Raw genomic sequence first — 22,357 nt, 5'->3', positions numbered from 1 at the left:
AAGAAGCAGCGGAAGCAAGCGTGAAAGATCTATTCAATAATAGGTGATGTGACAGGAACTATCAAAGATACAACAGATCAAGCAGCGATTGATAAAGCGCAAAAAGTCGTGGATGCTGTAACAGATGCAACGAAAAAAAGCAGCCCTACAAAAAAAATCTAGATGAAGCGCAAAAACAATTAAACGTTCGAAATGCAGCAGCGGCAGAAAAAGCACGCCAAGAAGCAGCGGAAGCAAGCGTGAAAGATCTATTCAATAATGGTGACGTGACAGGAACGATTAAAGATACAACAGATCAAGCAGCGATTGATAAGACGCAAAAAGCCGTGGATGCCGTGACAGATGCAACGAAAAAAGCAGCCTTACAAAAAAAATCTAGATGAAGCGCAAAAACAATTAAACGTTCGAAATGCAGCAGCGGCAGAAAAAGCACGCCAAGAAGCAGCGGAAGCAAGCGTGAAAGATCTATTCAATAATGGTGATGTGACAGGAACTATCAAAGATACAACAGATCAAGCAGCGATTGATAAAGCGCAAAAAGTCGTGGATGCTGTAACAGATGCAACGAAAAAAAGCAGCCTTACAAAAAGATCTAGACGAAGCGAAGAAACAACTAGAAGCGAAGCAAGCAGCAGCAGCGGCAGAAAAAGCACGCCAAGAAGTAGCGGAAGCAAGCGTGAAAGATCTATTCAATAATGGTGATGTGACAGGAACGATTAAAGATACAACAGATCAAGCAGCGATTGATAAGGCGCAAAAAGCCGTTGATGCTGTAACAGATGCAACGAAAAAAAGCAGAACTACAAAAGGATCTAGATGAAGCGCAAAAACAATTAGACGCGAAAAATGAAACAGAAGCAGCAGAAAAAGCTGTGAAAGATTTATTCAACAATGGTGATGTGAACGGAACAATCAAAAATACAACAGATCAAAAGGCTATTGACACAGCACAAAAAGCAATTGACGCTGTAACAGATTCAACCAAGAAAGCAGAATTACAAGAGCAACTAGACAAAGCGCAAAAACAATTAAATGATCGAAATGCAGTTTTAGATGCTCCAACGATTGATAAATATGCGTATTTAGATAGCTTTGTTACAGGTAAAGTAAGCGCTGGAACAAAAACAGTATCTCTTTATGTAAATGGCGTTCGTGTGAAACGTGCGACACCAGAGGCTTCAGGTAACTACAAATTTGACGCATATGGCTTAGGCTTGAACGCTGGTGTCACTTTTGAAGTACGTCCAGTGGATGCAAATGGTAAAGAAGGAACAGCTGCTACAGCAAAAGTAACAGCAAAAGATGTCCTTTCTAATGCGTTGACAGCAAGCGATGCAGATATCTCAACGACTGCAATCACAGGGACAGTTGGCAATGGTATTGATAATGTCCGTTTATCTGTTGATGGCGTGATTGTAAAAGTAGGCCAAATCAGCAATGGAACATACAGCATCGCAACAAACAATCTTATCAAAGCAGGTTCTGTGGTACAAGTCGTAGGATATAGTAGCACAAAAGTAGAACTAGCTCGTGTAACAGTTAAAATTGTGAATGGTGAAAAACCAACACTTAGTCCACTATCAACCGATGATGATACGATAACAGGCTATGTAACAGCAGGATCAGCCACTTCTTTCCGTGTAAGCATTAACGGAGTAGCAGTGAAAACAGGTACCGTAGCAGCAGATGGAACGTTCCAATCATCTATCGGCAAACAAGCAGTTGGAACAGAAGTGAAGATTGAAATCAGAGATGCTACAGGATACAATGCACTACGTGTTTCTACTGTTACAGTTACAGGCTCAGCCGTTGCGAAACTAGACGCACCGACACTAGTTCGCATGGATGGTAACTACATCATCGGTACAGCAGTAGCAGGAACAGAAACAGTTGTTATCTATGAAGATGGCGTTGCAAAACGTACCATTTCAGCAGCACAAATGACAACAAATCCAGATGGTAGCCTATCATTCCGTGGTTATGTAGCACCAGGTACGAAAAACGTTCAAGCAGCAGCAAAGAATAGTGACAAACGTATGAACAGCGAATTATCAGCACCTTTTGAGATATAAGTTTTAATGGGGTTATAGGGAATCAATGTATTTTGATTCCCTCCTATTTTATATTTCTGTCATGCGAAGAAACCGAGAGTAAGATATAAAAGGAACGAACATCTGGTTGAGGAGGCTTAAAAATGAAACGAATATGGAGAAATATCACTATCTTTTCAACCATTTTAATAATATTAGCAGCCTGTAGCAAAAATGAAGTAAAGGAACCATTTCACCAACTTCATGAAAGGGTTGAAGCTAAGGGTTGGAAAATAAGCTTAGATCAAGCGACGTACACAGAGGAACGTGATCAAGATAAGGAATCGGTAGGAAAAAATACTCCGCCTAAAGGTAACGGTGAAAAATATAGCAGCAGAAGAACAAATATTCGATGCTACGAAGCTTCGAGTAACCGACAGCAAAGGGAAGAATTTAAAAGTATATCCCTATGAGAACATGGTGGAGAAGATGCCCCCGAAACAAAGCCTAACAGGTTATAGCTACTTTATTGCCACAGAAAATGTCCCCTATCGCGTGAGTTACACGTATCCTATCACGAAAGATGTTTTCACATGGGAAGTAACGCCAGACGATAAATAAAGTGTAGAACAAAAAATGATGAAATAATAAAGAGGTGCACTGAAATCGTGTTGAAACGAACGCTAATAATAGGTGGTGGTGAAGCAGCGCAATATGTGTTCCACACCATTGCCAAAGACGAAGCTATGAATTATCAAATTATCGGTATTCTCGATGACAGCCCAGAGGTCCAACTACAGGAAGTACCACGACTTGGAGCACTTTCCAAGCTAGAAGAAACGATTATAAATGAAAGCATCACGAGTGTTTTTCTTGCTATACCGTCTCTAGAAATCCGTAAACGAAAACACATACTTGAAATATGTCAGAAATACAAAATGGAAACGAAAGTCTTACCGAAATTGCAGGATATTCATTCTAAAAAAGACAAATTAACTTTGCGAGCTGTTTCATATCAAGATATTATTGATCGCGCAGAATTCGAACTAGATTATCTTATGGTAGAGCAGGAAGTAGCCAATAAAACGATCTTAATAACAGGCGCGGGTGGTTCGATTGGTTCTGAAATAACACGTCAACTCATGAATGCTCACCCGAGAAAACTGGTCCTACTCGGTCATGGCGAAGCGAGTATTTATGAAATTCATCGGGAGCTTCAAAAGATGAATCACCAAACAGAGCTTATTCCTTGTATCGCAGACATTCAAAATGAACAGCGATTGGCCGAAATTTTTAGCGAACATTCTCCAGATATTGTCTATCATGCCGCGGCGCATAAACATGTACCGTTGATGGAGAAAAATATAACAGAAGCTATTGCAAATAACGCCAAAGGTACATGGAATCTTGCGAGCATATCACACACATATAATGTAGAAAAATTTGTCATGATTTCGACGGATAAGGCAGTAAAACCAACGACTGTTATGGGCGCTTCCAAACGAATGGCGGAGAAAATTGTCCAGCTCTTTAATCAGACATCTAAAACGCTTTTTTGTGTTGTCAGATTTGGTAATGTACTCGGTAGTAGCGGGAGCGTGGTCCCTCTTTTTTATGAACAAATCTGTAACGATGAACCAGTAACGCTGACGCATCCGGATATGGAACGCTATTTTATGACTATTCCCGAGGCGAGTAAGTTGGTGATTCAAGCAAGTATGATAACGAACGGTGGCGAAATTTTCGTACTCGATATGGGGGAGCCGATTAAGATTATGGATGTGATTTATAAATTAATCGACTTAATGGGAAAAGATCGTGAGTCGGTGCAAATTGACTTTATTGGTATTCGCCAAGGTGAAAAGGTGCGAGAAGAACTATTCGAAAGTGATGAAAAAGCACATACACAAATTTTTGAAAAAATCTTGGTTGGTGAGGGCCATCCATCCCCTTCAGAGTTCCAGAATATTCAAGCATTGCTAAGTAGTTACATGGATATGACAGATGAGTGGCGAAAAGAACGGTTATTTGAATTAATAGAAGCAGATTGGAGATATACAAAAATATGATAGAAACAGGAGTCGTAAAAGACAGTAGTTATGCAATATTATCAGATAAAATAAGAGCGAAGCAAGCCATAATCGGTGTTATAGGGATGGGGTATGTCGGCTTACCTTTAGCAATGGAACTCGCTACAGCGGATTTTTCAGTGATTGGTGTTGACATTGATGCGCTAAAAATCGAGAAACTAGCAGATGGGAAGTCACACATCATTGATATTCCAACAGATAGGGTACAAGCGGTCATTGCGGATGATAAATTCCTACCAACAACGGATTATGCGACTTTGAAAGCAGCCGATGTCATCAGTATTTGTGTTCCAACCCCGCTTACGAAATCTCACGAACCAAATATGAGCTATATAGAAGATACAGTGGCGAGGCTAAAGCCAGTACTATCCAAAGGGACGCTTCTGGTTTTAGAGAGTACGACATATCCTGGGACCACACGGGAACTTATCGCTTGTGAATTTGAAAAAGATGGCTGGGTTATTGGTGAAGATATCTTCATTTGCTTCTCTCCAGAACGTATCGATCCAGGGAATAAACAATTTCAACCGAAACAAGTGCCAAAAGTGGTTGGCGGTATGACCGAAAAATGTTTAGCGCTAGGTCAGCAATACTATGCCCATGCTTTTGATACGATTGTCCCTGTTTCTACACCCGAAATTGCAGAGATGACCAAGTTGCTAGAAAACACCTTCCGCAGTATCAACATCGCTTTTATAAATGAAATGTCGATGCTTTGTGAAGAATTGGGAATTGATCTTTGGGAAGCCATTGATGCCGCAAAAACAAAACCATTTGGGTTCATGCCGTTTTATCCAGGGCCAGGTGTTGGTGGTCATTGTATCCCGCTCGATCCAATGTACCTTTACTGGAAGGGCAAGGAGAAGAATTTCTTCAGTCGTTTTATCGAGTTGGCGCAACAAGTTAATACATCGATGCCAAAACATGTCGTCGAATTAGCTAGTCAGGCGCTGAATAAACAAGGGAAAGCACTAAGTACCTCTAAAGTATTAGTAATAGGTGTGGCATATAAAAGCGATATTGATGATGTACGTGAATCACCAGGATTGCATGTTTACGAACAATTAAAGCAAGCAGATGCTCAGTTGGATGTCCTAGACCCGTTTGTAACAAGTTTCCGTGATGAAGCAGGGAGAATAGTGAAACCTGTATCGGTAGTAGGAAATATGTCAGATTACGATTGTGCAATCATCATGACAAAACATTCTAATATCGACTACGATGTACTTTTAAAATCATGCGACTGTATTATTGATACGCGCAATGTATGGACTGAAAAAAAAAGCCAATGTATTCAAAATCGGTGGCGTATAAGGAAGCGAGTAAGATAGATGAATTTGAAAACAATGGAACTTAGCGTCGTCCTAAAAATAATTAAAAATAATATCTGGTGGCTTATCGCTATCCCTACTGTTTCGGTGGCTCTGGCATTTAGCATTAGCAAATATTATATCCAACCGATGTACAGCTCTTCCGCGCAGATATTCATTACAACTAATGTCAAAGCAGAGGATGGAAAATCAGCAGTTTATTCCGAACAATTAAAAGCCAATATCCAGTTGGCGAACACCTTTAACACTATTTTAAAAAGCTCACGAACACTAGGAAAAGTAAGGAGCGAACTACAATTAGATGAAACGGATGAAGAGTTGTCCAAAAAAAATCAACATCCAATCAGATAAAGACTCTTTAGTATTTAAAGTGTCTGTAGACGATAGGGAGCCAAGTCGCGCACGTGCAATCGTCAATAAAATCACCGCAACATATAAAGAAGATTTACCACAATTAGTAGACAATAATAAAGTCATCATCTTAGAACCAGCGAATCTACCACTAGAGCCAACATCACCCAATATTCTATTAAATACGCTGATTGCTTTTGTTCTTGGAATGATAGCTAATTTCATCTTTGTATCTAGTATCTATTTATTCCGCGATCATATTGAAGGTGAGTCAGATTTAAGCGAACTATCATTGAAATTTGTTGGTGACATTCCATTAATAAAATAAGGAGATACATTAATAAATGAAAACATACCATGAGTTTAAAGAAAATAAAGATAATTTTTTTTTACAAGGAAAAATTCAACAGTATTCAAACTAACCTACAGTTTATGTTGAAAAAACAAGGTATACGTAATTTCATGATTACATCAGCTAATATGAGTGAAGGGAAAAGTTTTGCGAGTGCAAATATTGCGGAAGTGTTTGCAGAAAAAGGAAATAAGACGCTTCTGATTGATGTGGACTTTCATCGGCCATCCTTGCGTAAATATATGCAAGTTAGCGAAAACGTAGGAACAATCGATTATTTGATGGGTGAAATAGAGCTTGAGGAAGCTTGTCAAGATACGCATCACCCTAATTTAAAATTGATGCCGACGGGGATTGCGCCACCTAATCCGAGTGAATGGGTGGATTCGGCGGAGATGAGGCAACTTATTGAGGTGGCAAAACAAACCTTTGATTATGTGATTATTGATGCCCCGCCATTACTTCCAATTACGGATAGTCGAATTTTGAGTTCTTTATGTGACGGTGTGTTGTTTGTTGCTTTTGTGAAAAAGACAAAGCGAAGTGAAATTAAGCAGGCGATGCGTTATCTGGAAATTGCAGATGCGAATGTTATCGGTGGTATTTTGAATGGTGTTGTAGTGTCTAAAAATGATCGTAAAGGTTATCGATACAAATATTGATTGGAGAAGATGTGAGTTGGATAGAACACTTATCTTAAAAATGATTTTTGTGCTTGGCTTCCTAATGACGCTGGTGCTGAGTTTCTTCTATTCAATAATGTTGATAGTACCGCTTCTTATAGGAATCCTTGTTTTTAGTTGCTTTTTCACATTGAAGCAACTCGCAGAATTGACATGGTTTATGTTGGCTATTGCCTCTTTTTTTTGGATCGATTCTTTCGATTCCGGGTTTAGAAAGCTTGTTTCTCTATCGACTATTACTACCTGTTCAAATCACGCTATTTCTACTCACATGGGATGACTGGTCTTGGATGAGCAAAAGAACAAGGACAATGCTTCTTTTTCTTGTTGGCTGGTTAGCTTCCGCACTTATCACTATCATTTGGACCGAGTATCAGGGGATTGCGTTTCGAAATGTGTACTTTATGATAGAGGCGATTTACCTCCTGTTCACAGCCATTTATTACTTGAAAGCGGATAAGAAGATAGAATGGCTTGTTACGATTACTAGCGGTGTTATGGCAGTCAATATTGGTATTGGATTATATGAAATCAACACGGGGCTACATTTAAGTAAGTCGGGATTAACAGATGTCATTGGGAATGCACAGTTTTTGCCAAGTGGAATATTTTTCAATCCAAACGATTTGGCTTCTTTTCTAGCTCTATTTTTGCCGATCACACTGGTCTATATGCAAAGTAGAACTATCATTGGTAGCTTATACAAATCGTTACTGGTTATAGGGGCTGTGTATATTATCATTGAAACTCAATCGCGTATTGCCTTCATCCTAATCCTTGTCATACTGTTTCTGCTTTTATTCCGCTATTCGTGGCGATGGGGGACACTAGCGCTGCTATGTATCCCGTTTGCATTACAGTTACCAGGTATGCAAGATACCATCAATCAAGTGAATCAAACCTATACCGATAAAACGAATTCCACAGATTTACGATTAGATATTACGAATTACACTTGGCAAACCGCAAAAGAAAGATATTTTATGGGTGTTGGTCCAGGGAATGTTCAAATAGAGTTAGCAAAATATTTTCCAGCAGAGGAACAAAATAATGATGGTGCTGTATCTGTGCATAACTTTCTTTTGGAAGTACTAGCGAATTATGGCTTACTATCGCTACTCTTTTTATTGGCTTTTTTGTTCTACCTTTTCTATCGCAGTTGGCGTTACTGGTTAGAAAGTAAAGAAAAAAAAAGTGAAATATCTCATTCCGCTATTGATAACACTTGCTTTCCCATTTATCACGTTTGCGTCTAGTACAACACTTGAAAAAAGTTATATCTGGATTAGTTTTGGAATTGTTTTAGCCATACTCAATCAATATGATAAACGAATGGAGACGAAAGATGAAACGATTTAAACCGATACTGCTACTACTCCTGTCAGTAATTTTTATAACAGCATGTACGAATGAAGATGTAACCATACCAAAAGAGACACGGCAAACACAAGCTCTTTTTCCAAAGGATAATAAGGTGAATGTATCAAGTTTGGATATGACAGTAGGAGCAATAAAAAAATGCTGAAAAAGATATTCCTAAGGGCGATAAGCTTGGGGGAAATAAATTGGTGAAATTAGAAGTGACAGCGAAAAATACGACAGAGTACATTATTCCGATTGCCGCGAGTACTTTTCGTGTATTGGATTCTAGTGGAAAATACCATACTAACTATGCGGTCGAAGGTGAATTAGGGCAATTGATACCAGGTAGTAAAGAGATAAAAGGGACTGTCTATTTTGCGATTCCTAAAGAACGTGTGATTGAGAAAGTAATCTATGACGATCAAGTCAGAAGTGCGTTCTATGAATGGAAGGTGGAGAAGTAGATGACAGAAACTAGCATGCCTAGAAAATTAAATGTATTGATGGTCTCTGATGATTTTTATCCACAAGTTGGTGGTATTGCGGCACACGTGCTAGAAATTAGCAAGGCTATTAGTAAACTCGGCCATAACGTGGTCTTGCTTACGAAAGTATACGATCCTAGCGGTGCATTACCAGAAGAAGAGATGGTTGATACGATTCGAGTAATACGCGTGCGAGTCAGTGAAAAACGGAAAATTCGAGCCTTGCAATTTATGTACAGAGGTCGTAAAAAAATCAAAGAGTTGCTAGCCAAAGATAATTACCAAGTCATTCATTGGCATAAGCTAATTGCAGATTCGATGATTACCAAGATTCCGTTTGACGGCGTGAAAATATTTACGAATCACTCTTCCACTTTCCTTCACTGGTATGAAGAACAGCGATTTGCTAGGTTCCGATTTTTATTGGGGCATATGGATGGTGTGATTGCACCAAGTACCGAGTTAACGACAAAAATTGCTACTGTTTTTCCCATGAAACAAGCGCTGACGATTTCCAATGGGGTAGACACGACGAAGTTTTACCCAGACCAGGATAAGCGAGAAACAATGCGCGCGAGGCTAGGTTATAAAAACGAGAATAAAGTTGTGATGATTGCTAGACGATTAGAAGAGAAAAATGGTGTCTTGTATTTCGTGAAAGCTATTTCAATGATGCTCACACAAAATGAGGATATTCGAATTTTGATGGTAGGGAGCGGGAGCCAGGAACAAATAATTCGTGATTTCGTGAAGGAGAACGGCTGGGATGACAAAGTAAGTCTTGTAACAGGTGTTGCGAATCCAGAGATGCCTTACTATTTTAATGCGGCGGATCTGGTCGTACTCCCTTCACTGATGGAAGCGACGAGTATCGCAGGTTTAGAAGCAATGGCATGTGGAAAGGCGTTGGTGGGTACCGAAGTTGGTGGCATTCCAGAAATTATTAAGCAAAATGAAACTGGGGTACTCATTCCTGCTAAGTCAGAAACAGCCATTGCGACAGGTGTTTTAAGTATATTAGAAGATGATACTATTCGTCTAGGGATGGGACATGCGGCTTTGCATTCCGTACAACAAAATTTTTCATGGCAAGAAATTGCGCAAAAAACAACTGATTTTTATGAGGAACAATTACGGCGATTACTATGAAATAAAGTAGGTGTATTCTAATTCATAACAAACTAATAACGTCTTTCCTGTGGATGACATTGCTCACCATATCGATTCAATTTGTCGGACTAGTAAAAAATATATTCATTGCGAAAGGTTTTGGCGTCAGTACTGAGGTGGATGCTTATAATTTGGCGAATGCCTACACTGTATCTATTACCAATTTAGCAATACCGGCCATCACTGTGGTTCTGATACCATTTTTAACGAGAAGGACAAATGAGTTAGTCATACAAAGCGCGCTGAATACCTACATTAGTACTCTTTTGTTAAGTATCTCGTTGCTTGTCCTGTTTGGTGCAGGGGGGACACTGTTTCTTTTACACAGTGATGTACCATTATCTGAGACGATGCAGTGGGCACTCTTAATCATTATGATTTTGAGTATCGCACAGATTTTTCGTGTATTAACCGCTATTTTAACGGCATTCCTACAAGTGGGTAATGATTTTGTCACGCCAAAAGTAGCGATATTATGCAGTACGATTTTCAGTGCTGCTTACGTTGTCATGGCGTCTGATCCTTCGATTATCGGTGTCAGCATTTTCTTAACTGCTTCCTTTTTATTGGAATGTATCTTACTCATTATCAAAAATAAAGGTGTTTCTTTTCGCTTTCAATTGCAATGGAAGAATACTGCTTTTCGGAAACTGATGCGTCAAACAGGACCAGTGGTTTTTAACTCGATTGTGTTTCAGATTTCGTTAATTTTTTCGATAACTTTGGCCGGCTTTTTAGGACAAGGCTATGTAGCAACATTAGGTTATGCCAATCAGATAGTGAGTATTATTCAAGCGGTTATTATAGTTAATATATTGACGCTTGTTTACCCAACGATGTCTCGCGCTTTTAATAAGCAAATCAAGATAGGAAAGCAGCTCTTTATCAACTATGTGACAGTGACCAATATGCTCGTTATTCCGCTTGTTGTGGGGATGATTATTGTTGGTGATTTACTTACAGCCCTATTATTCCAAAGAGGAGCTTTTACGGCTGCGGATACCGCACAAGTGACTTTTTTTATGACGATAATTAGTATCGGATTGCCAGGTTTGGTTTTGCGGGATTTTGTTTATCGTGTCTATTTTTGCTTGGAAGATACCCGAACACCTTCTCGTATTTCCCTTGTGACAATAGGTATCAATATTATATTGCTGCTAGTATTGACGCCGTTCTTTGGTATTTATGCGGTGATTCTGATTCCAAGCGTGATGAACATTGTATCTGGATTAGTTGTCTATCGATTATTAGAAAAGCGAGTGGGAAAAATAGACCCAAAACATACCTTACTGAAGCAACATATTATGACGCTCGTGAATGCAGTCGTGATGGGGATTGTTCTTTATTTCCTGCGTATGCAATGGCGTATGGAATCTAGCGCTGCATTCTTTATTCTAGTAGTAGTTGGCATCATAGTTTACGGCTTACTGGTGTGCATCACACAACGAAGCATCCTGCGACAATTGAAAAATAAAGGAGTGTCCGAAAGTTGAAACAAGTATTAATCATGAGCTCTGTCCATCCGTGGAATGATACACGTATTTTTCACCGAGAAGCTATTAGTTTGGCGAATGCTGGTTACGAAGTGACGCTTTACGCGATGGAAAGCAATCGAGCGTATCACCATGAAATCCCAAACTTAACGGTGAAAACCTTATCTAAAACAAGCAAGCAGAAACGATTCCAAACGTGGTGGACGTTTTTTCACATCGCTCGAAAATCATCAGCTAGTATAATCCATCTACATGACCCCGAATTATTACCGCTTGGTTATATACTTCAAATTTTCTACAAAAAACAAGTTATTTTTGACATGCATGAAGATTTTCCAGCGGTGCTAAAATCGAAAAAAATCGCGAGGTATCCAATTGCTAAACCATTCCTCCACCTCGCGACATATTTGGAAAAGAGAATGCTTCAGAAAGTCAGCGCTATCGTTTTTGCAGAAGCTTACTATAAAGAAAATTATAGAGATGTTTCAACAGCGCAAGTCGATATTTATAACTATCCTTTTTTGCAACAGCCTGTATCTGCTGAGAAATATGAGATACCGACATTGATTTACGCAGGTGCGATTCATGAAATTCGTGGATTTAAAGAAATGTTGGAGGTGGCACGTTTGTTAAAAAAGGCAGGATACACATTTCAACTCTTGATTATTGGACAAGTACCTACGAGGCTGGAAACCTATGCAACGAATTTTCAGAGGAAGTATGATTTGGAACAAGAGGTTAGGCTTGTGGGGAGGTTGGATTTAAGCGAGCTGATGAGTTACTATGTTAAATCGCATATCGGCCTAGCGCTACTCCATCCTGTAGACAATTATTTGCGCTCGTTACCAACAAAAATATTTGAATATATGTCGGTTTCGTTGCCTTATATCTTATCTGATTTTGAAGTCTATAGGGAGCTAGTAAAGAAAACAGCTAGTGGCATTGTCGTAGATGCTCAAAAGCCAGAGGAAATTACCAAACAGATTCAACGGTTATTGGATAATCCAGAAAGACAGAAATGTTTAGGGGATAATGGCTACATTCACCATCAAACCATGTTTAACTGGTCAACACAAGAACGACGGCTAATACAGTTATACCAATCGATATGGGAGGAGAAATAAGTTTTGAAAATCTTATACTTACATCAACACTTTCAGAAAAAAAACTGGGGCGACACGATCCTACGAGCTTTCTAAATACTTCTTGCGACGAGGACATCACGTTACCTTGATTACAGGGACTGGTAAAAGCGAACAAACGGAAGAGGGCGTGCAAGTTCTTTCTACAGCGACGAATTATAGTCAAAAAATGAGTAAAGGGCGTCGTATTTTAGCTTTTGGTCATTTTATGTTAGGTAGTTTTTGGAAAGGTTTGACGCGAAAAAAGATAGACATTATTTACGCCACATCAACTCCTCTCACCGTAGGATTGGTAGGTCTACTGCTTAGTAAAGTCAAGCGCATCCCTTTTGTATTTGAAGTACGAGATGTCTGGCCGGATGTGCCTGTGAAATTGGGATATATCACTAATCCGCTATTGATACGAGCGCTCACCCTCATTGAAAAAATGATTTATAACGGAGCTAGCGAGATTATCGCCTTGTCACCAGCGATGAAGGCGAGGATTGTTTCCAAAGGGATTGGGGCAGAAAAAATAACTGTTATTGAAAATATGGCAAACAGTGAGTGGGTGGCTGCTATTGAAGCGCGTCCCCCTGAGGATGAAGCATTGCAACAATGGATGAAAAATCGTTTTGTCATTGTGCATCCAGGAACAATGGGAGAAGTAAATGGTTTGCAGCATTTACTGACAGTGGCTTCGGATATGAAAGCTTTTGCATCTATTGGGTTCCTGCTAATTGGTGAAGGTTCAGAGAAAGCAGCTTTAGAACAGCAAGTGGAGACATTGCAATTAGAGAATGTGAAAATTATAGGTAATATGCCAAAAGAAAATCTTTTTAGTTTGATGAAGCAGTGTGATATGGGCGCGATGAGCGTGAAAAATGAGCGAATACTTTGGGATAATAGTGCCAACAAATTTTTTGATTTTCTCGCGGTTGGTTTGCCAGTCGTACTTAATTATCAGGGATGGCAGCATACTATTTTGCAGGATAGTGGGGCTGGTCGTGGTTTTTTGTATCATGATAGGGTTGGCTACTGTCAGTTTTTGCAGAATATGGTGAGGGATGAACAAAGCTATAAAAATTCACGGTTAGCTAGCAAGCGATTGAGTGAACGTTATGATGTTCAGTTACTTGCAGGCAGGGCGTCCTGCTTACTGGAACAAATACTAGAGAGGAAGAAATGACCATGAAACGTTGGATAGATATTCTTTTTGCGATAAGTATTGGACTGGTTGCCCTGATTCCAATTATTCTTTGCGCGAGTCTATTTTTTATTTTGTATCGTGAAATGCCTTTCTATATAAGTATACGCGCTGGGAAGCAAGCACGTTGTTTTAGAATCTATAAGTTGAAATCAATGCGTCAGAGTTTTTATAAGGATGGGAAACCGTTACCAGATCATATGAGGATTACAGGATTTGGCCGTTTTATGAGAAAGTATAGTATTGATGAATTGCCACAATTGTGGAATATTTTGATTGGTGATATGAGTCTAGTTGGACCACGACCGTTGCCAGTTACTTACACTAGTCTTTACAATGGGCGTCAGCGCAAACGTCTTTCTGTTAAACCAGGTCTAACAGGGCTCGCACAAGTAAATGGAAGAAACGCAATCAGCTGGGAAGCAAAGTTTGAAATGGATGTGCAGTATGTGGAACAACAATCCATGAAATTAGATAGCGCCATATTATTTCAAACGATTGGGAAAGTAATGCGTGGAGCGGATATTAGCCAAGAAAATCATGTGACAACAGAAAGTTTTCAAGGGACGACGGAATAAAAATGAAGAAAGAGGTAGGATGATGCAAAGACCGATTTTATTATCTACGCCGCATATGAGCGGACGGGAGCAAGTATACGTGAAAGAAGCATTTGATACGAATTGGATTTCCCCACTTGGAGCAAATGTGACAGCGATGGAGGAACAAATAAAGGCGTACACGAATGCGAATGCTGCCTGTTTGACAAGTTCTGGCACAGCAGCGATTCATTTAGCTTTACGGTTACTAGAGGTTGGTGTAGGTGACACTGTATTTTGCGCCTCATTCACTTTTATTGCGAGCGCTAACCCCATTAAATATTTAGGAGCTGATATCGTATTCATTGATTCGGAACCGGAAACGTGGAATATGTCGCCGCAAGCATTGGCAAGGGCTTTGAGGGATGCCAAAGAACAAAATAAGTTACCTAAAGCAGTTATTGTGGTACATCTCTACGGTCAAAGCGCTAAAATGGATGAAATCGTAGCTATTTGTAAACAGTATGGCGTTCCGGTTATCGAGGATGCCGCAGAATCGCTTGGATCGACATATAAGGGACAGCAGACAGGAACATTCGGTGATTTTGGTATTTACTCTTTCAATGGGAACAAAATTATTACGACATCTGGTGGCGGTGCACTGGTAGCGAAAGATCCAGCGATGATTGAAAAAGCAGTATTTTTAGCTACACAGGCACGTGAACAAGCACCGTATTATCAACATGAGGAGATTGGTTATAATTACCGCATGAGTAATGTATCAGCAGGAATTGGTCGCGGTCAAATGGAGGTTTTAGCAGAACGTGTCGCTGCAAGGCAGGATGTGTATCAGTACTATGAGCGTCATTTGGGTGATGTGGATGGGATTACGATGATGCCTAAATTGTCGGATACCATGTCCAATCATTGGCTTACTGCGATAACACTGGATGTGAAAGATTTGCACTTGTCGCCATATGTCGTGATGGCGAAAATGAAAGCTGCGAACATTGAGACACGATTATTGTGGAAGCCGCTTCATTTGCAGCCAGTGTTTGCAGATGTCATTTTTTACTTTCATGACACGAGGCAACAAGCTGTGTGCGAACAGTTATTTGAGAAAGGGATTTGTTTGCCTTCAGGCTCGAATTTGACAGAAATGGAACTCCAATACGTTAGTGAAACATTGTGCCATGTTTTGGGTGAAGAACTGAACGTTGCAGTAGTATAGATGTTAAAAAGCAATACAACAAAGATATTTGGATATTGATACGAATGAAAGATCACACAGGTAGGTAGCTATCTAAAGAAGTTGCAGAAGAAGAGTGAGTACGTTCAAAAATGAGGAACGTACTTTTTTGGTGTGATAATCAATCTCTTGTGGATAACTTCAAAAGTTGGTCCAAAACTATTGTTATTCACATGTGGATAAGTTAAAATAAAGGGTAGGATATTTTTTTAATCTTAAAAAATCCGGATATGTGGATAACTTTTTTCGGATAACTATATAAAACCAATCATTATTAGCTTTGGTGAAAGCGGAGCAAATGTTGATGATATGCACAGGTCATGTGCCAAAATTTATTCGATTAGGAAACCGGGGCTTCTTTGTGAGCCGTTTTTCTAGGAATTGGAGGGTAAAGAATGGAATTTGATACAATTGCTGCAATCTCAACACCGCCGGGCGAGGGAGCCATTGCTATTATTCGTTTGAGTGGTGATGAGGCGATTCAGATAGCGGATCGCATTTTTTGTGCGCAAAAATCGCTTGGCGAAGTGGAGAGTCACACGATACATTATGGCCATATTGTGGATCCGGGCACGAAGGAAACGGTCGAGGAGGTCATGGCAACGGTGATGCGTGCGCCGCGGACGTTTACTCGGGAAGATGTGGTCGAGATTAATGCGCATGGTGGGATTGTTTCGGTGAATCGGGTGTTGCAATTATTGCTTCGAAATGGGGCTAAACTAGCGGAACCTGGTGAATTCACGAAACGTGCCTTTTTGAATGGACGGATTGATTTGTCGCAAGCGGAGGCTGTGATGGATTTGATTCGGGCAAAAACGGATCGTGCGATGGGTGTTGCGATGCAGCAGATGGATGGTAGTTTGTCGCGCTTGATTCGCAATTTGAGACAGGAAATTTTAGATGCTTTGGCGCAGGTCGAAGTGAACATAGATTATCCGGAATACGACGATGTGGAAGAAATGACGCAGCGGATGTTGGTGGAGAAGGCGCAATTGGTGCGGGCTTCGGTGGAGCAGTTGTTATTGACGGCGCAACAGGGCAAGATTTTGCGTGAGGGACTGGCGACGGCGATTATTGGTCGGCCAAACGTTGGGAAATCATCGCTTTTGAACCAGTTGATTCAGGAGGAAAAGGCGATTGTGACGGATATTGCTGGTACAACGCGTGATATCATCGAGGAGTATGTGAATGTTCGTGGGGTGCCGCTGCGTTTGATTGATACAGCTGGGATTCGAGAGACGGAAGATATTGTTGAAAAAATTGGCGTGGAGCGGTCGCGCAAGGCGCTACAGGATGCGGATTTTATTTTGTTGGTGTTGAATCAAAATGAGCCGCTAAGTGTGGAAGATGAGGCGTTGTTTGAGGCGGTCGCGGGGCATAATTTTGTGGTCGTTTTGAATAAGACGGATTTAGCGCAGAAGATTGATGTGGCGCGAGTTCGGGAGCTTGCTGGGGATAACCCGGTGGTCGAGACGTCGCTTGTGAATGATGCGGGACTTGCGCAGCTTGAGATCGCGATTCGGGATTTGTTTTTCGCGGGAGAGATTGATGCTGGGGACGCGACGTATGTTTCGAATGCGCGTCATATTGCGCTTTTGCATGAGGCGATTAGTGCGATTGAGGCGGTTATTGATGGTGTGGAAGCTGGAATGCCAGTGGATATCGTTCAGATTGACATGACGCGGGCTTGGGATTTACTCGGGGAAATTATCGGTGAGTCGGTGCAAGGTGAACTGCTCGATCAGTTATTTAACCAATTTTGTTTAGGAAAGTGATGTGTTGAAATATGCAAACTTATGATGCGGGACATTATGATGTAATCGTGGTCGGTGCGGGACATGCAGGCGTGGAAGCGGGCCTTGCGAGTGGCCGAATTGGCGCGAAAACGTTGATGCTCACAATTAATTTAGATATGGTGGCGTTCATGCCGTGTAATCCTTCTGTTGGAGGGCCTGCGAAAGGTGTCGTTGTGCGCGAAATCGATGCGCTTGGCGGCGAAATGGGTCGAAATACGGATAAAACGCATATTCAAATGCGGATGCTTAACACCGGAAAAGGTCCTGCAGTTCGTGCTTTGCGTGCGCAATCGGATAAGTGGGATTATCAACACGAAATGAAGTACACGATTGAAAAAGAGGAAAATATCACGCTACGTCAGGGATTAGTAGATCGTCTTGTTGTGGAAGATGGTGTTTGTAAAGGTGTCATCACGAACAGCGGCGCGATTTATTATGCAAAAACGGTCGTGCTGACAACGGGGACATTTTCACGTGGTGAGATTATTGTCGGGGAACTGCGTTATTCTAGTGGTCCGAACAATCAGCAGCCGTCGATTAAGCTTTCTGAGCACTTGGAAGAGCTAGGTTTTGAGTTGCGTCGTTTTAAAACGGGTACCCCGCCGCGTGTGAAGTCGAGTTCAATCGATTATTCGCAAACAGAAGAGCAGCCTGGTGATGATGTTCCGCGTGCTTTTAGTTATGAGACGGTGGATTTCATTATGGATCAGTTGCCGTGTTGGTTAACGTATACAAATGAGGCGACACACCAAATTATCGAGAAGAATTTGCATCGTTCGCCGATGTTTACTGCGACTAAGAAGGGGACGGGTGCGCGTTATTGTCCGTCGATTGAGGATAAGATTGTGCGTTTTAGCGATAAGCCGCGCCATCAAATTTTCCTAGAGCCTGAGGGTCGCCATACGGAAGAGGTTTACGTGCAAGGTTTGTCGACGAGTTTGCCAGAGGATGTGCAGCGTGAAATGTTGGCAACGATTCCTGGATTGGAAAATGTCGAAATGATGCGTGTTGGTTATGCGATTGAGTATGACGCGGTGATGCCGGAGCAATTGTGGCCGTCGCTGGAAACGAAACGAATCGAGAATTTATATACAGCGGGTCAATTGAATGGGACAAGTGGTTATGAAGAGGCTGCTGGACAGGGCTTAATGGCTGGGATCAATGCGGCGCGCCGTGCTTCTGGAAAAGAGCCGGTTGTGCTTGGACGCGATCAAGGTTATATCGGCGTTCTCATTGATGATCTCGTGACGAAGGGAACCGATGAGCCGTATCGCTTATTGACGTCTCGCGCGGAGTATCGCTTGTTGTTACGCCACGACAATGCGGATTTGCGTTTGACCGAGATTGGCCATGAAATTGGTCTCATCAGTGACGAACGTTATGCCCGTTTTGTAGCGAAACGTGAAGCTATTGAGGCTGAAAAACAACGACTGAAAACGACGCGTATCAAACCGACTGCGGCTGTTCAGAAAATGTTGGTCGACATGGGTAGTGCGGAGCTCAAGGATGGCGTTTTAGCAGCGGATTTCTTGAGACGTCCGGAGATTACGTATAATATTTTGATGGAGATTGTTTCACGTGAAACATCGCTAACTGCAGATATCGAGGAGCAGGTCGAAATTCAGATTAAATATGAAGGTTATATTGAGAAATCATTGAACCAAGTAGAGAAAATGAAGCGTATGGAAGGCAAAAAAATTCCGGAAAACATCGATTATGATGCGATTGGCAGTTTGGCAACGGAGGCATTGGAGAAATTGAAGAAAATCCAACCGCTTTCGATCGCGCAGGCTAGCCGTATTTCAGGTGTAAATCCCGCCGATATTTCCATCTTGTTAATCTATATTGAGCAAGGCAAAATCGCAAAAACAAAGTGAGGGAAAAACGTGAATCCAGAACAGTTTAGAGAGCAATTATTGCAAAAGGGTATCGATTTATCTGATGAGCAAATGACACAATTCGACACGTATTTTAAAATGCTTGTAGAATGGAACGGAAAAATGAATTTGACCGCTATTTTAGAGCGTGATGAGGTCTATTTGAAGCATTTTTATGACTCGATTTCTGCGGCTTTTTATGTTGATTTTAAAGGTGTGGGAACGGTTTGTGATGTTGGTGCTGGTGCTGGATTTCCAAGTATTCCAATCAAGATTTGTTTCCCTGATTTGGATGTTACGATTGTGGATTCCTTGCAGAAACGGATTACCTTTTTAGATGCGCTTGCGATTGCTTTGAAATTGGATAAGGTTCATTTTCATCATGCACGCGCGGAAGAATTTGGCCAAAATAAAGCGTTTCGTGGCAGTTTTGACTTAGTCACAGCGCGCGCCGTAGCAAGAATGAGCGTATTAACCGAGCTTTGTTTGCCACTAGTCAAAAAGGGTGGTTTTTTCCTAGCGATGAAGGCGATGCAAGCGGAGCAGGAACTAAAAATTGGTGCCAAAGCGATTGCAACACTAGGTGGTAAAGTGAAAGACCATTATGATTTTCTATTGCCGATTGAGGACAGCGAACGTAATTTATATTTGATCGAAAAAGTAAAGGAGACGCCAAATAAGTATCCTCGCAAGGCAGGAACGCCGAACAAACAGCCAATTGAATGAAAAGCATATATTTATCAGCAAGTTTCTGCTAAAATGGACAGTAGATAAAGTGAAATTCCAAACGATCGAAAAAACGATTTCCGTAAAAGCTGCGCCAAACTCCAGCGTGTCGACAAATGCTTAGATCCTAGGCAAAGTCGAGCACCGGCGCGCAGACTTTAACGACGGAGATGAGCATTTGTCGATACACTGGACAACATTCACGCTTAACATTAGAAGGGATGAATTGATAATGCCTTTTTCGCGCTTATTCGGAAAGAAAGATAAGGAATATATTGAGATTGAAACGGAAGAAACCGTGGAGGAATTCATGCAACAAATCGTGGAACTTCCTATCGCAGCTATCATTCCGAATCGCTATCAGCCCAGAACGGTCTTTGATTCGTCAAAAATAGAGGAATTAGCCAGAACAATCCGTATTCATGGCGTCATTCAGCCAATTGTTGTGCGTGAATATGAGCCTGAAAAATTCGAGATTATCGCTGGTGAACGACGATTCCGAGCTGTTTCCTCATTGGAATGGGACACAATCCCGGCTATCGTTCAAAATCTTACAGATGCTGAAGTAGCCTCCATTGCCCTCATTGAAAACTTACAACGTGAAGAGTTAACGCCAATTGAAGAGGCAAAAGCGTATCAAAGTTTGCTGGATATGCAAGAAGTAACACAAGAAGCATTAGCGCAACGTGTTGGTAAAAGTCAATCGGCTATAGCTAACAAATTACGTTTGTTGAGATTGCCAGAAATCGTCCAGCAAGCTGTTCTAGATAAACAAATCTCAGAACGCCACGCACGATCATTGCTAGTTTTAGAAACGCAGGAACAGCAACAAGACGTACTATCAAAAATCATCGAGAACAAGTGGAATGTGAAAGAAACGGAGCAACATATTGAAACACTTGTCACCAAGCCAAAGCCAAAAAAAAGTGAAGCCGAAGCGTCAAGCGATTAGCCGTGATGTTCGAATTGCTATGAACACTATAAAGCAGTCGGTCACGATGGTGAAGGATAATGGAATGGATTTGCAGATGGAAGAAGAAGAGTTAGAGGATTGCTATCAGATTACCATCCAAATTTCAAAGAAAAAAGCAAAATAAGCTTTCAAAAATAGGTTTTAAAGGAGTCTGAGACAAAACTCAAGATAAAGGAAAATAAGCAGAAAATCACGAATCCCTTTTTCGGGTAAGACGTGAATTCTGCAAGACACAAATCGAGCGAAAGCGTTTGTATTCAGGGAGTTTCGTGGAAGTCGGAGAGCTGCGCATACTGGTGTATGTGATGACCGGAAGTCCACCAAACTCCCTGAATGCGAGCGCTTTTCGCCGATTTATCTGGGTTATTATACGAAAACTATCCGTAAAAATGCAAAAAAAGGCTTACACCCTTATGTATAATAAACAGAAAAAATTTTAAATATCGCTTATTAGTGTACCTATAAAAGTTTTGGTAAAGCTCCTTTCTGCTTTAAGTAATGTTCTCCAAATTCAATATAGCGGGAGTTATCTTTTAATAATCGATAAATAATGCGAAGTAATAAATGCGCGGTGGCAATAATCGCTTTTTTAGGCCCTTTATATTTAGCGATGCGCCAGAAAAAGGCTTTGATACGATTATCCTTTCCACGACTAAGAGCAAGCGCCGCTTGTGTTAGGACCTTCTTTAAATACGCATTCCCTTTACGGATACGCGCATTATAATTTTTTTCCCGCGCTTTCATGATTACCAGGTGCGAGACCTGCCCATGAAGCCAAATGTTTCGAAGAAGGAAAGGCGGACATATCCAACCCGATTTCAGCCAATCATGCATTTGTAGTAATCCATTGGTTGTAGAAGCGAAGCTTTCTATAAATTTTTTTGGTCGTGTTCCTTTGGAGGGACTCGTTAAGACACAAGCTACCATTACCTTTTGGTGAATATCGATGCCTGCACAACTATCAACAAGTATATCCATATTAAATTCCTCCTTGCAAATTAGTAGAGGAATAAGTTATCATGTTCATAGAAAATCTTTATTTTTATACTCATGCTTGAAAGCATAATTAATGGTGCAAATGAGCATGACAGTTCAGTTTGTCCCGCGAGGTTTTGGAGAACCTCAATAAGCTATCGACCTACAACTTATTCCTCTATCTCTATTATGATAGAAAAACAGTTGTAGGTCGATAGCTTTTTTCATTATGATTGGTGTCAGCGGAAGCTGACATGGGAGTTTGTCCCAGTATCTTTTATGCGTCTATGAATGATCTGGTACATATCATAGAAGATTGGTTATGATAAATGATAGATATATATACTAGAAACCTCTAACATTGATGCCAAGAGAGGATTTTACTTTTAAACTTCAAAAAGCACTGCCAAGGAAATACTATCAAAAAAAAAGGATTCTTCAACTGAAATGGAATCTGAATCTTGTTTTAAAACAATTTATATATGTAAGGAACGACAAAATAAAATTTTTTTTGTTCAAAATATCTACTTTCTGTCAATACTTTTTTTAT

General features: G+C 40.7%; 21 protein-coding genes and 3 pseudogenes. 23 read left to right on the top strand and 1 reads right to left on the bottom strand.

The features are described from left to right. Positions 1 to 230: 230 nt before the first annotated feature. The 23 genes and pseudogenes from PCORN_RS19485 to noc all read left to right on the top strand — a co-directional run. Positions 231 to 383: pseudogene (locus PCORN_RS19485) on the top strand (hypothetical protein); the annotation flags it as partial. After that, positions 343 to 528 (top strand): annotated as a pseudogene (locus PCORN_RS21430) (hypothetical protein); the annotation flags it as partial. The pseudogenes PCORN_RS19485 and PCORN_RS21430, both read left to right, overlap by 41 nt. A 31-nt stretch (positions 529 to 559) precedes the next feature. Continuing rightward, complete coding sequence (locus PCORN_RS20495) at positions 560 to 820, top strand: toxin Cry1Ac domain D-VI-related protein (RefSeq protein ID WP_036082036.1); 261 nt, start codon at positions 560 to 562, stop codon at positions 818 to 820. Next, positions 780 to 2,072, top strand: a complete 1,293-nt coding sequence (locus tag PCORN_RS14845) for an immunoglobulin-like domain-containing protein (RefSeq protein ID WP_036082034.1) — start codon at positions 780 to 782, stop codon at positions 2,070 to 2,072. The genes PCORN_RS20495 and PCORN_RS14845 overlap by 41 nt, the downstream gene beginning before the upstream one ends. 122 nt (positions 2,073 to 2,194) lie before the next feature. Then, positions 2,195 to 2,503, top strand: coding sequence for a hypothetical protein (locus PCORN_RS14840; protein WP_036082032.1), 309 nt, complete (start codon positions 2,195 to 2,197; stop codon positions 2,501 to 2,503). A 16-nt stretch (positions 2,504 to 2,519) separates the two neighbouring features. After that, the gene (locus PCORN_RS20945) at positions 2,520 to 2,651 is read left to right on the top strand and encodes a hypothetical protein (RefSeq protein ID WP_277620214.1); all 132 of its coding nucleotides are present in this window, start codon (positions 2,520 to 2,522) and stop codon (positions 2,649 to 2,651) included. Between the two features lie 47 nt (positions 2,652 to 2,698). Then, complete coding sequence (locus tag PCORN_RS14835) at positions 2,699 to 4,099, top strand: polysaccharide biosynthesis protein (RefSeq protein WP_051999525.1); 1,401 nt, start codon at positions 2,699 to 2,701, stop codon at positions 4,097 to 4,099. Next, a complete protein-coding gene (locus tag PCORN_RS14830; RefSeq protein ID WP_149024379.1) occupies positions 4,096 to 5,451 on the top strand; it encodes a nucleotide sugar dehydrogenase in 1,356 nt (451 codons plus the stop codon). The genes PCORN_RS14835 and PCORN_RS14830 overlap by 4 nt, the downstream gene beginning before the upstream one ends. Then, complete coding sequence (locus PCORN_RS14825) at positions 5,452 to 5,802, top strand: YveK family protein (RefSeq protein ID WP_036082030.1); 351 nt, start codon at positions 5,452 to 5,454, stop codon at positions 5,800 to 5,802. It begins immediately after the preceding gene. Continuing rightward, complete coding sequence (locus PCORN_RS14820) at positions 5,753 to 6,130, top strand: YveK family protein (protein ID WP_149024378.1); 378 nt, start codon at positions 5,753 to 5,755, stop codon at positions 6,128 to 6,130. Before PCORN_RS14825 ends, PCORN_RS14820 begins: the two co-directional genes overlap by 50 nt. Before the next feature lie 29 nt (positions 6,131 to 6,159). Next, entirely contained in the window at positions 6,160 to 6,816 is a 657-nt protein-coding gene (locus tag PCORN_RS14815) for a CpsD/CapB family tyrosine-protein kinase (protein ID WP_051999524.1), read from the top strand. Positions 6,817 to 7,127: 311 nt separating this feature from the next. Further along, positions 7,128 to 8,093 carry an O-antigen ligase family protein gene (locus PCORN_RS14805; protein ID WP_077913938.1) on the top strand — a complete coding sequence of 322 codons (966 nt, stop codon included), beginning with the start codon at positions 7,128 to 7,130 and terminating at the stop codon, positions 8,091 to 8,093. A gap of 309 nt (positions 8,094 to 8,402) precedes the next feature. Beyond that, complete coding sequence (locus PCORN_RS14795) at positions 8,403 to 8,663, top strand: DUF4352 domain-containing protein (protein WP_036082020.1); 261 nt, start codon at positions 8,403 to 8,405, stop codon at positions 8,661 to 8,663. Further along, positions 8,664 to 9,833: a glycosyltransferase family 4 protein gene (locus PCORN_RS14790; protein WP_036082018.1), complete on the top strand. Its 1,170-nt coding sequence runs from the start codon at positions 8,664 to 8,666 to the stop codon at positions 9,831 to 9,833. It abuts the gene before it with no gap. 53 nt (positions 9,834 to 9,886) lie between these two features. After that, positions 9,887 to 11,347, top strand: a complete 1,461-nt coding sequence (gene murJ, locus PCORN_RS14785) for a murein biosynthesis integral membrane protein MurJ (protein ID WP_077913937.1) — start codon at positions 9,887 to 9,889, stop codon at positions 11,345 to 11,347. Then, the gene (locus tag PCORN_RS14780) at positions 11,344 to 12,471 is read left to right on the top strand and encodes a glycosyltransferase (protein WP_051999523.1); all 1,128 of its coding nucleotides are present in this window, start codon (positions 11,344 to 11,346) and stop codon (positions 12,469 to 12,471) included. Before murJ ends, PCORN_RS14780 begins: the two co-directional genes overlap by 4 nt. Positions 12,472 to 12,493: 22 nt before the next feature. Then, positions 12,494 to 13,657, top strand: coding sequence for a glycosyltransferase family 4 protein (locus tag PCORN_RS14775; protein ID WP_277620215.1), 1,164 nt, complete (start codon positions 12,494 to 12,496; stop codon positions 13,655 to 13,657). Positions 13,658 to 13,659: 2 nt separating this feature from the next. Next, complete coding sequence (locus tag PCORN_RS14770) at positions 13,660 to 14,253, top strand: sugar transferase (RefSeq protein ID WP_241433202.1); 594 nt, start codon at positions 13,660 to 13,662, stop codon at positions 14,251 to 14,253. Positions 14,254 to 14,272: 19 nt separating this feature from the next. Then, on the top strand, positions 14,273 to 15,442 hold the full coding sequence (locus PCORN_RS14765; protein ID WP_036082012.1) for an aminotransferase class I/II-fold pyridoxal phosphate-dependent enzyme: 1,170 nt from the start codon (positions 14,273 to 14,275) through the stop codon (positions 15,440 to 15,442). 413 nt (positions 15,443 to 15,855) lie between these two features. Continuing rightward, complete coding sequence (gene mnmE / locus PCORN_RS14760; RefSeq protein ID WP_036082010.1) at positions 15,856 to 17,235, top strand: tRNA uridine-5-carboxymethylaminomethyl(34) synthesis GTPase MnmE; 1,380 nt, start codon at positions 15,856 to 15,858, stop codon at positions 17,233 to 17,235. Positions 17,236 to 17,246: 11 nt separating this feature from the next. Continuing rightward, the gene (gene mnmG, locus PCORN_RS14755) at positions 17,247 to 19,133 is read left to right on the top strand and encodes a tRNA uridine-5-carboxymethylaminomethyl(34) synthesis enzyme MnmG (RefSeq protein ID WP_036082008.1); all 1,887 of its coding nucleotides are present in this window, start codon (positions 17,247 to 17,249) and stop codon (positions 19,131 to 19,133) included. Positions 19,134 to 19,142: 9 nt separating this feature from the next. After that, entirely contained in the window at positions 19,143 to 19,859 is a 717-nt protein-coding gene (gene rsmG, locus PCORN_RS14750) for a 16S rRNA (guanine(527)-N(7))-methyltransferase RsmG (protein WP_036082007.1), read from the top strand. Positions 19,860 to 20,091: 232 nt separating this feature from the next. After that, positions 20,092 to 20,956: pseudogene (gene noc / locus PCORN_RS14745) on the top strand (nucleoid occlusion protein). A gap of 335 nt (positions 20,957 to 21,291) precedes the next feature. On the opposite strand, the gene PCORN_RS21425 reads toward noc, so the two are convergent. After that, complete coding sequence (locus tag PCORN_RS21425) at positions 21,292 to 21,810, bottom strand: hypothetical protein (protein ID WP_036082005.1); 519 nt, start codon at positions 21,808 to 21,810, stop codon at positions 21,292 to 21,294. Positions 21,811 to 22,357: the final 547 nt, after the last annotated feature.

The sequence above is a fragment of the Listeria cornellensis FSL F6-0969 genome (assembly GCF_000525855.1).
GTDB lineage: Bacteria > Bacillota > Bacilli > Lactobacillales > Listeriaceae > Listeria_A > Listeria_A cornellensis.
Note: the sequence above shows the minus strand (reverse complement) of the source record. Positions and strands in the feature narration are given on the sequence as shown.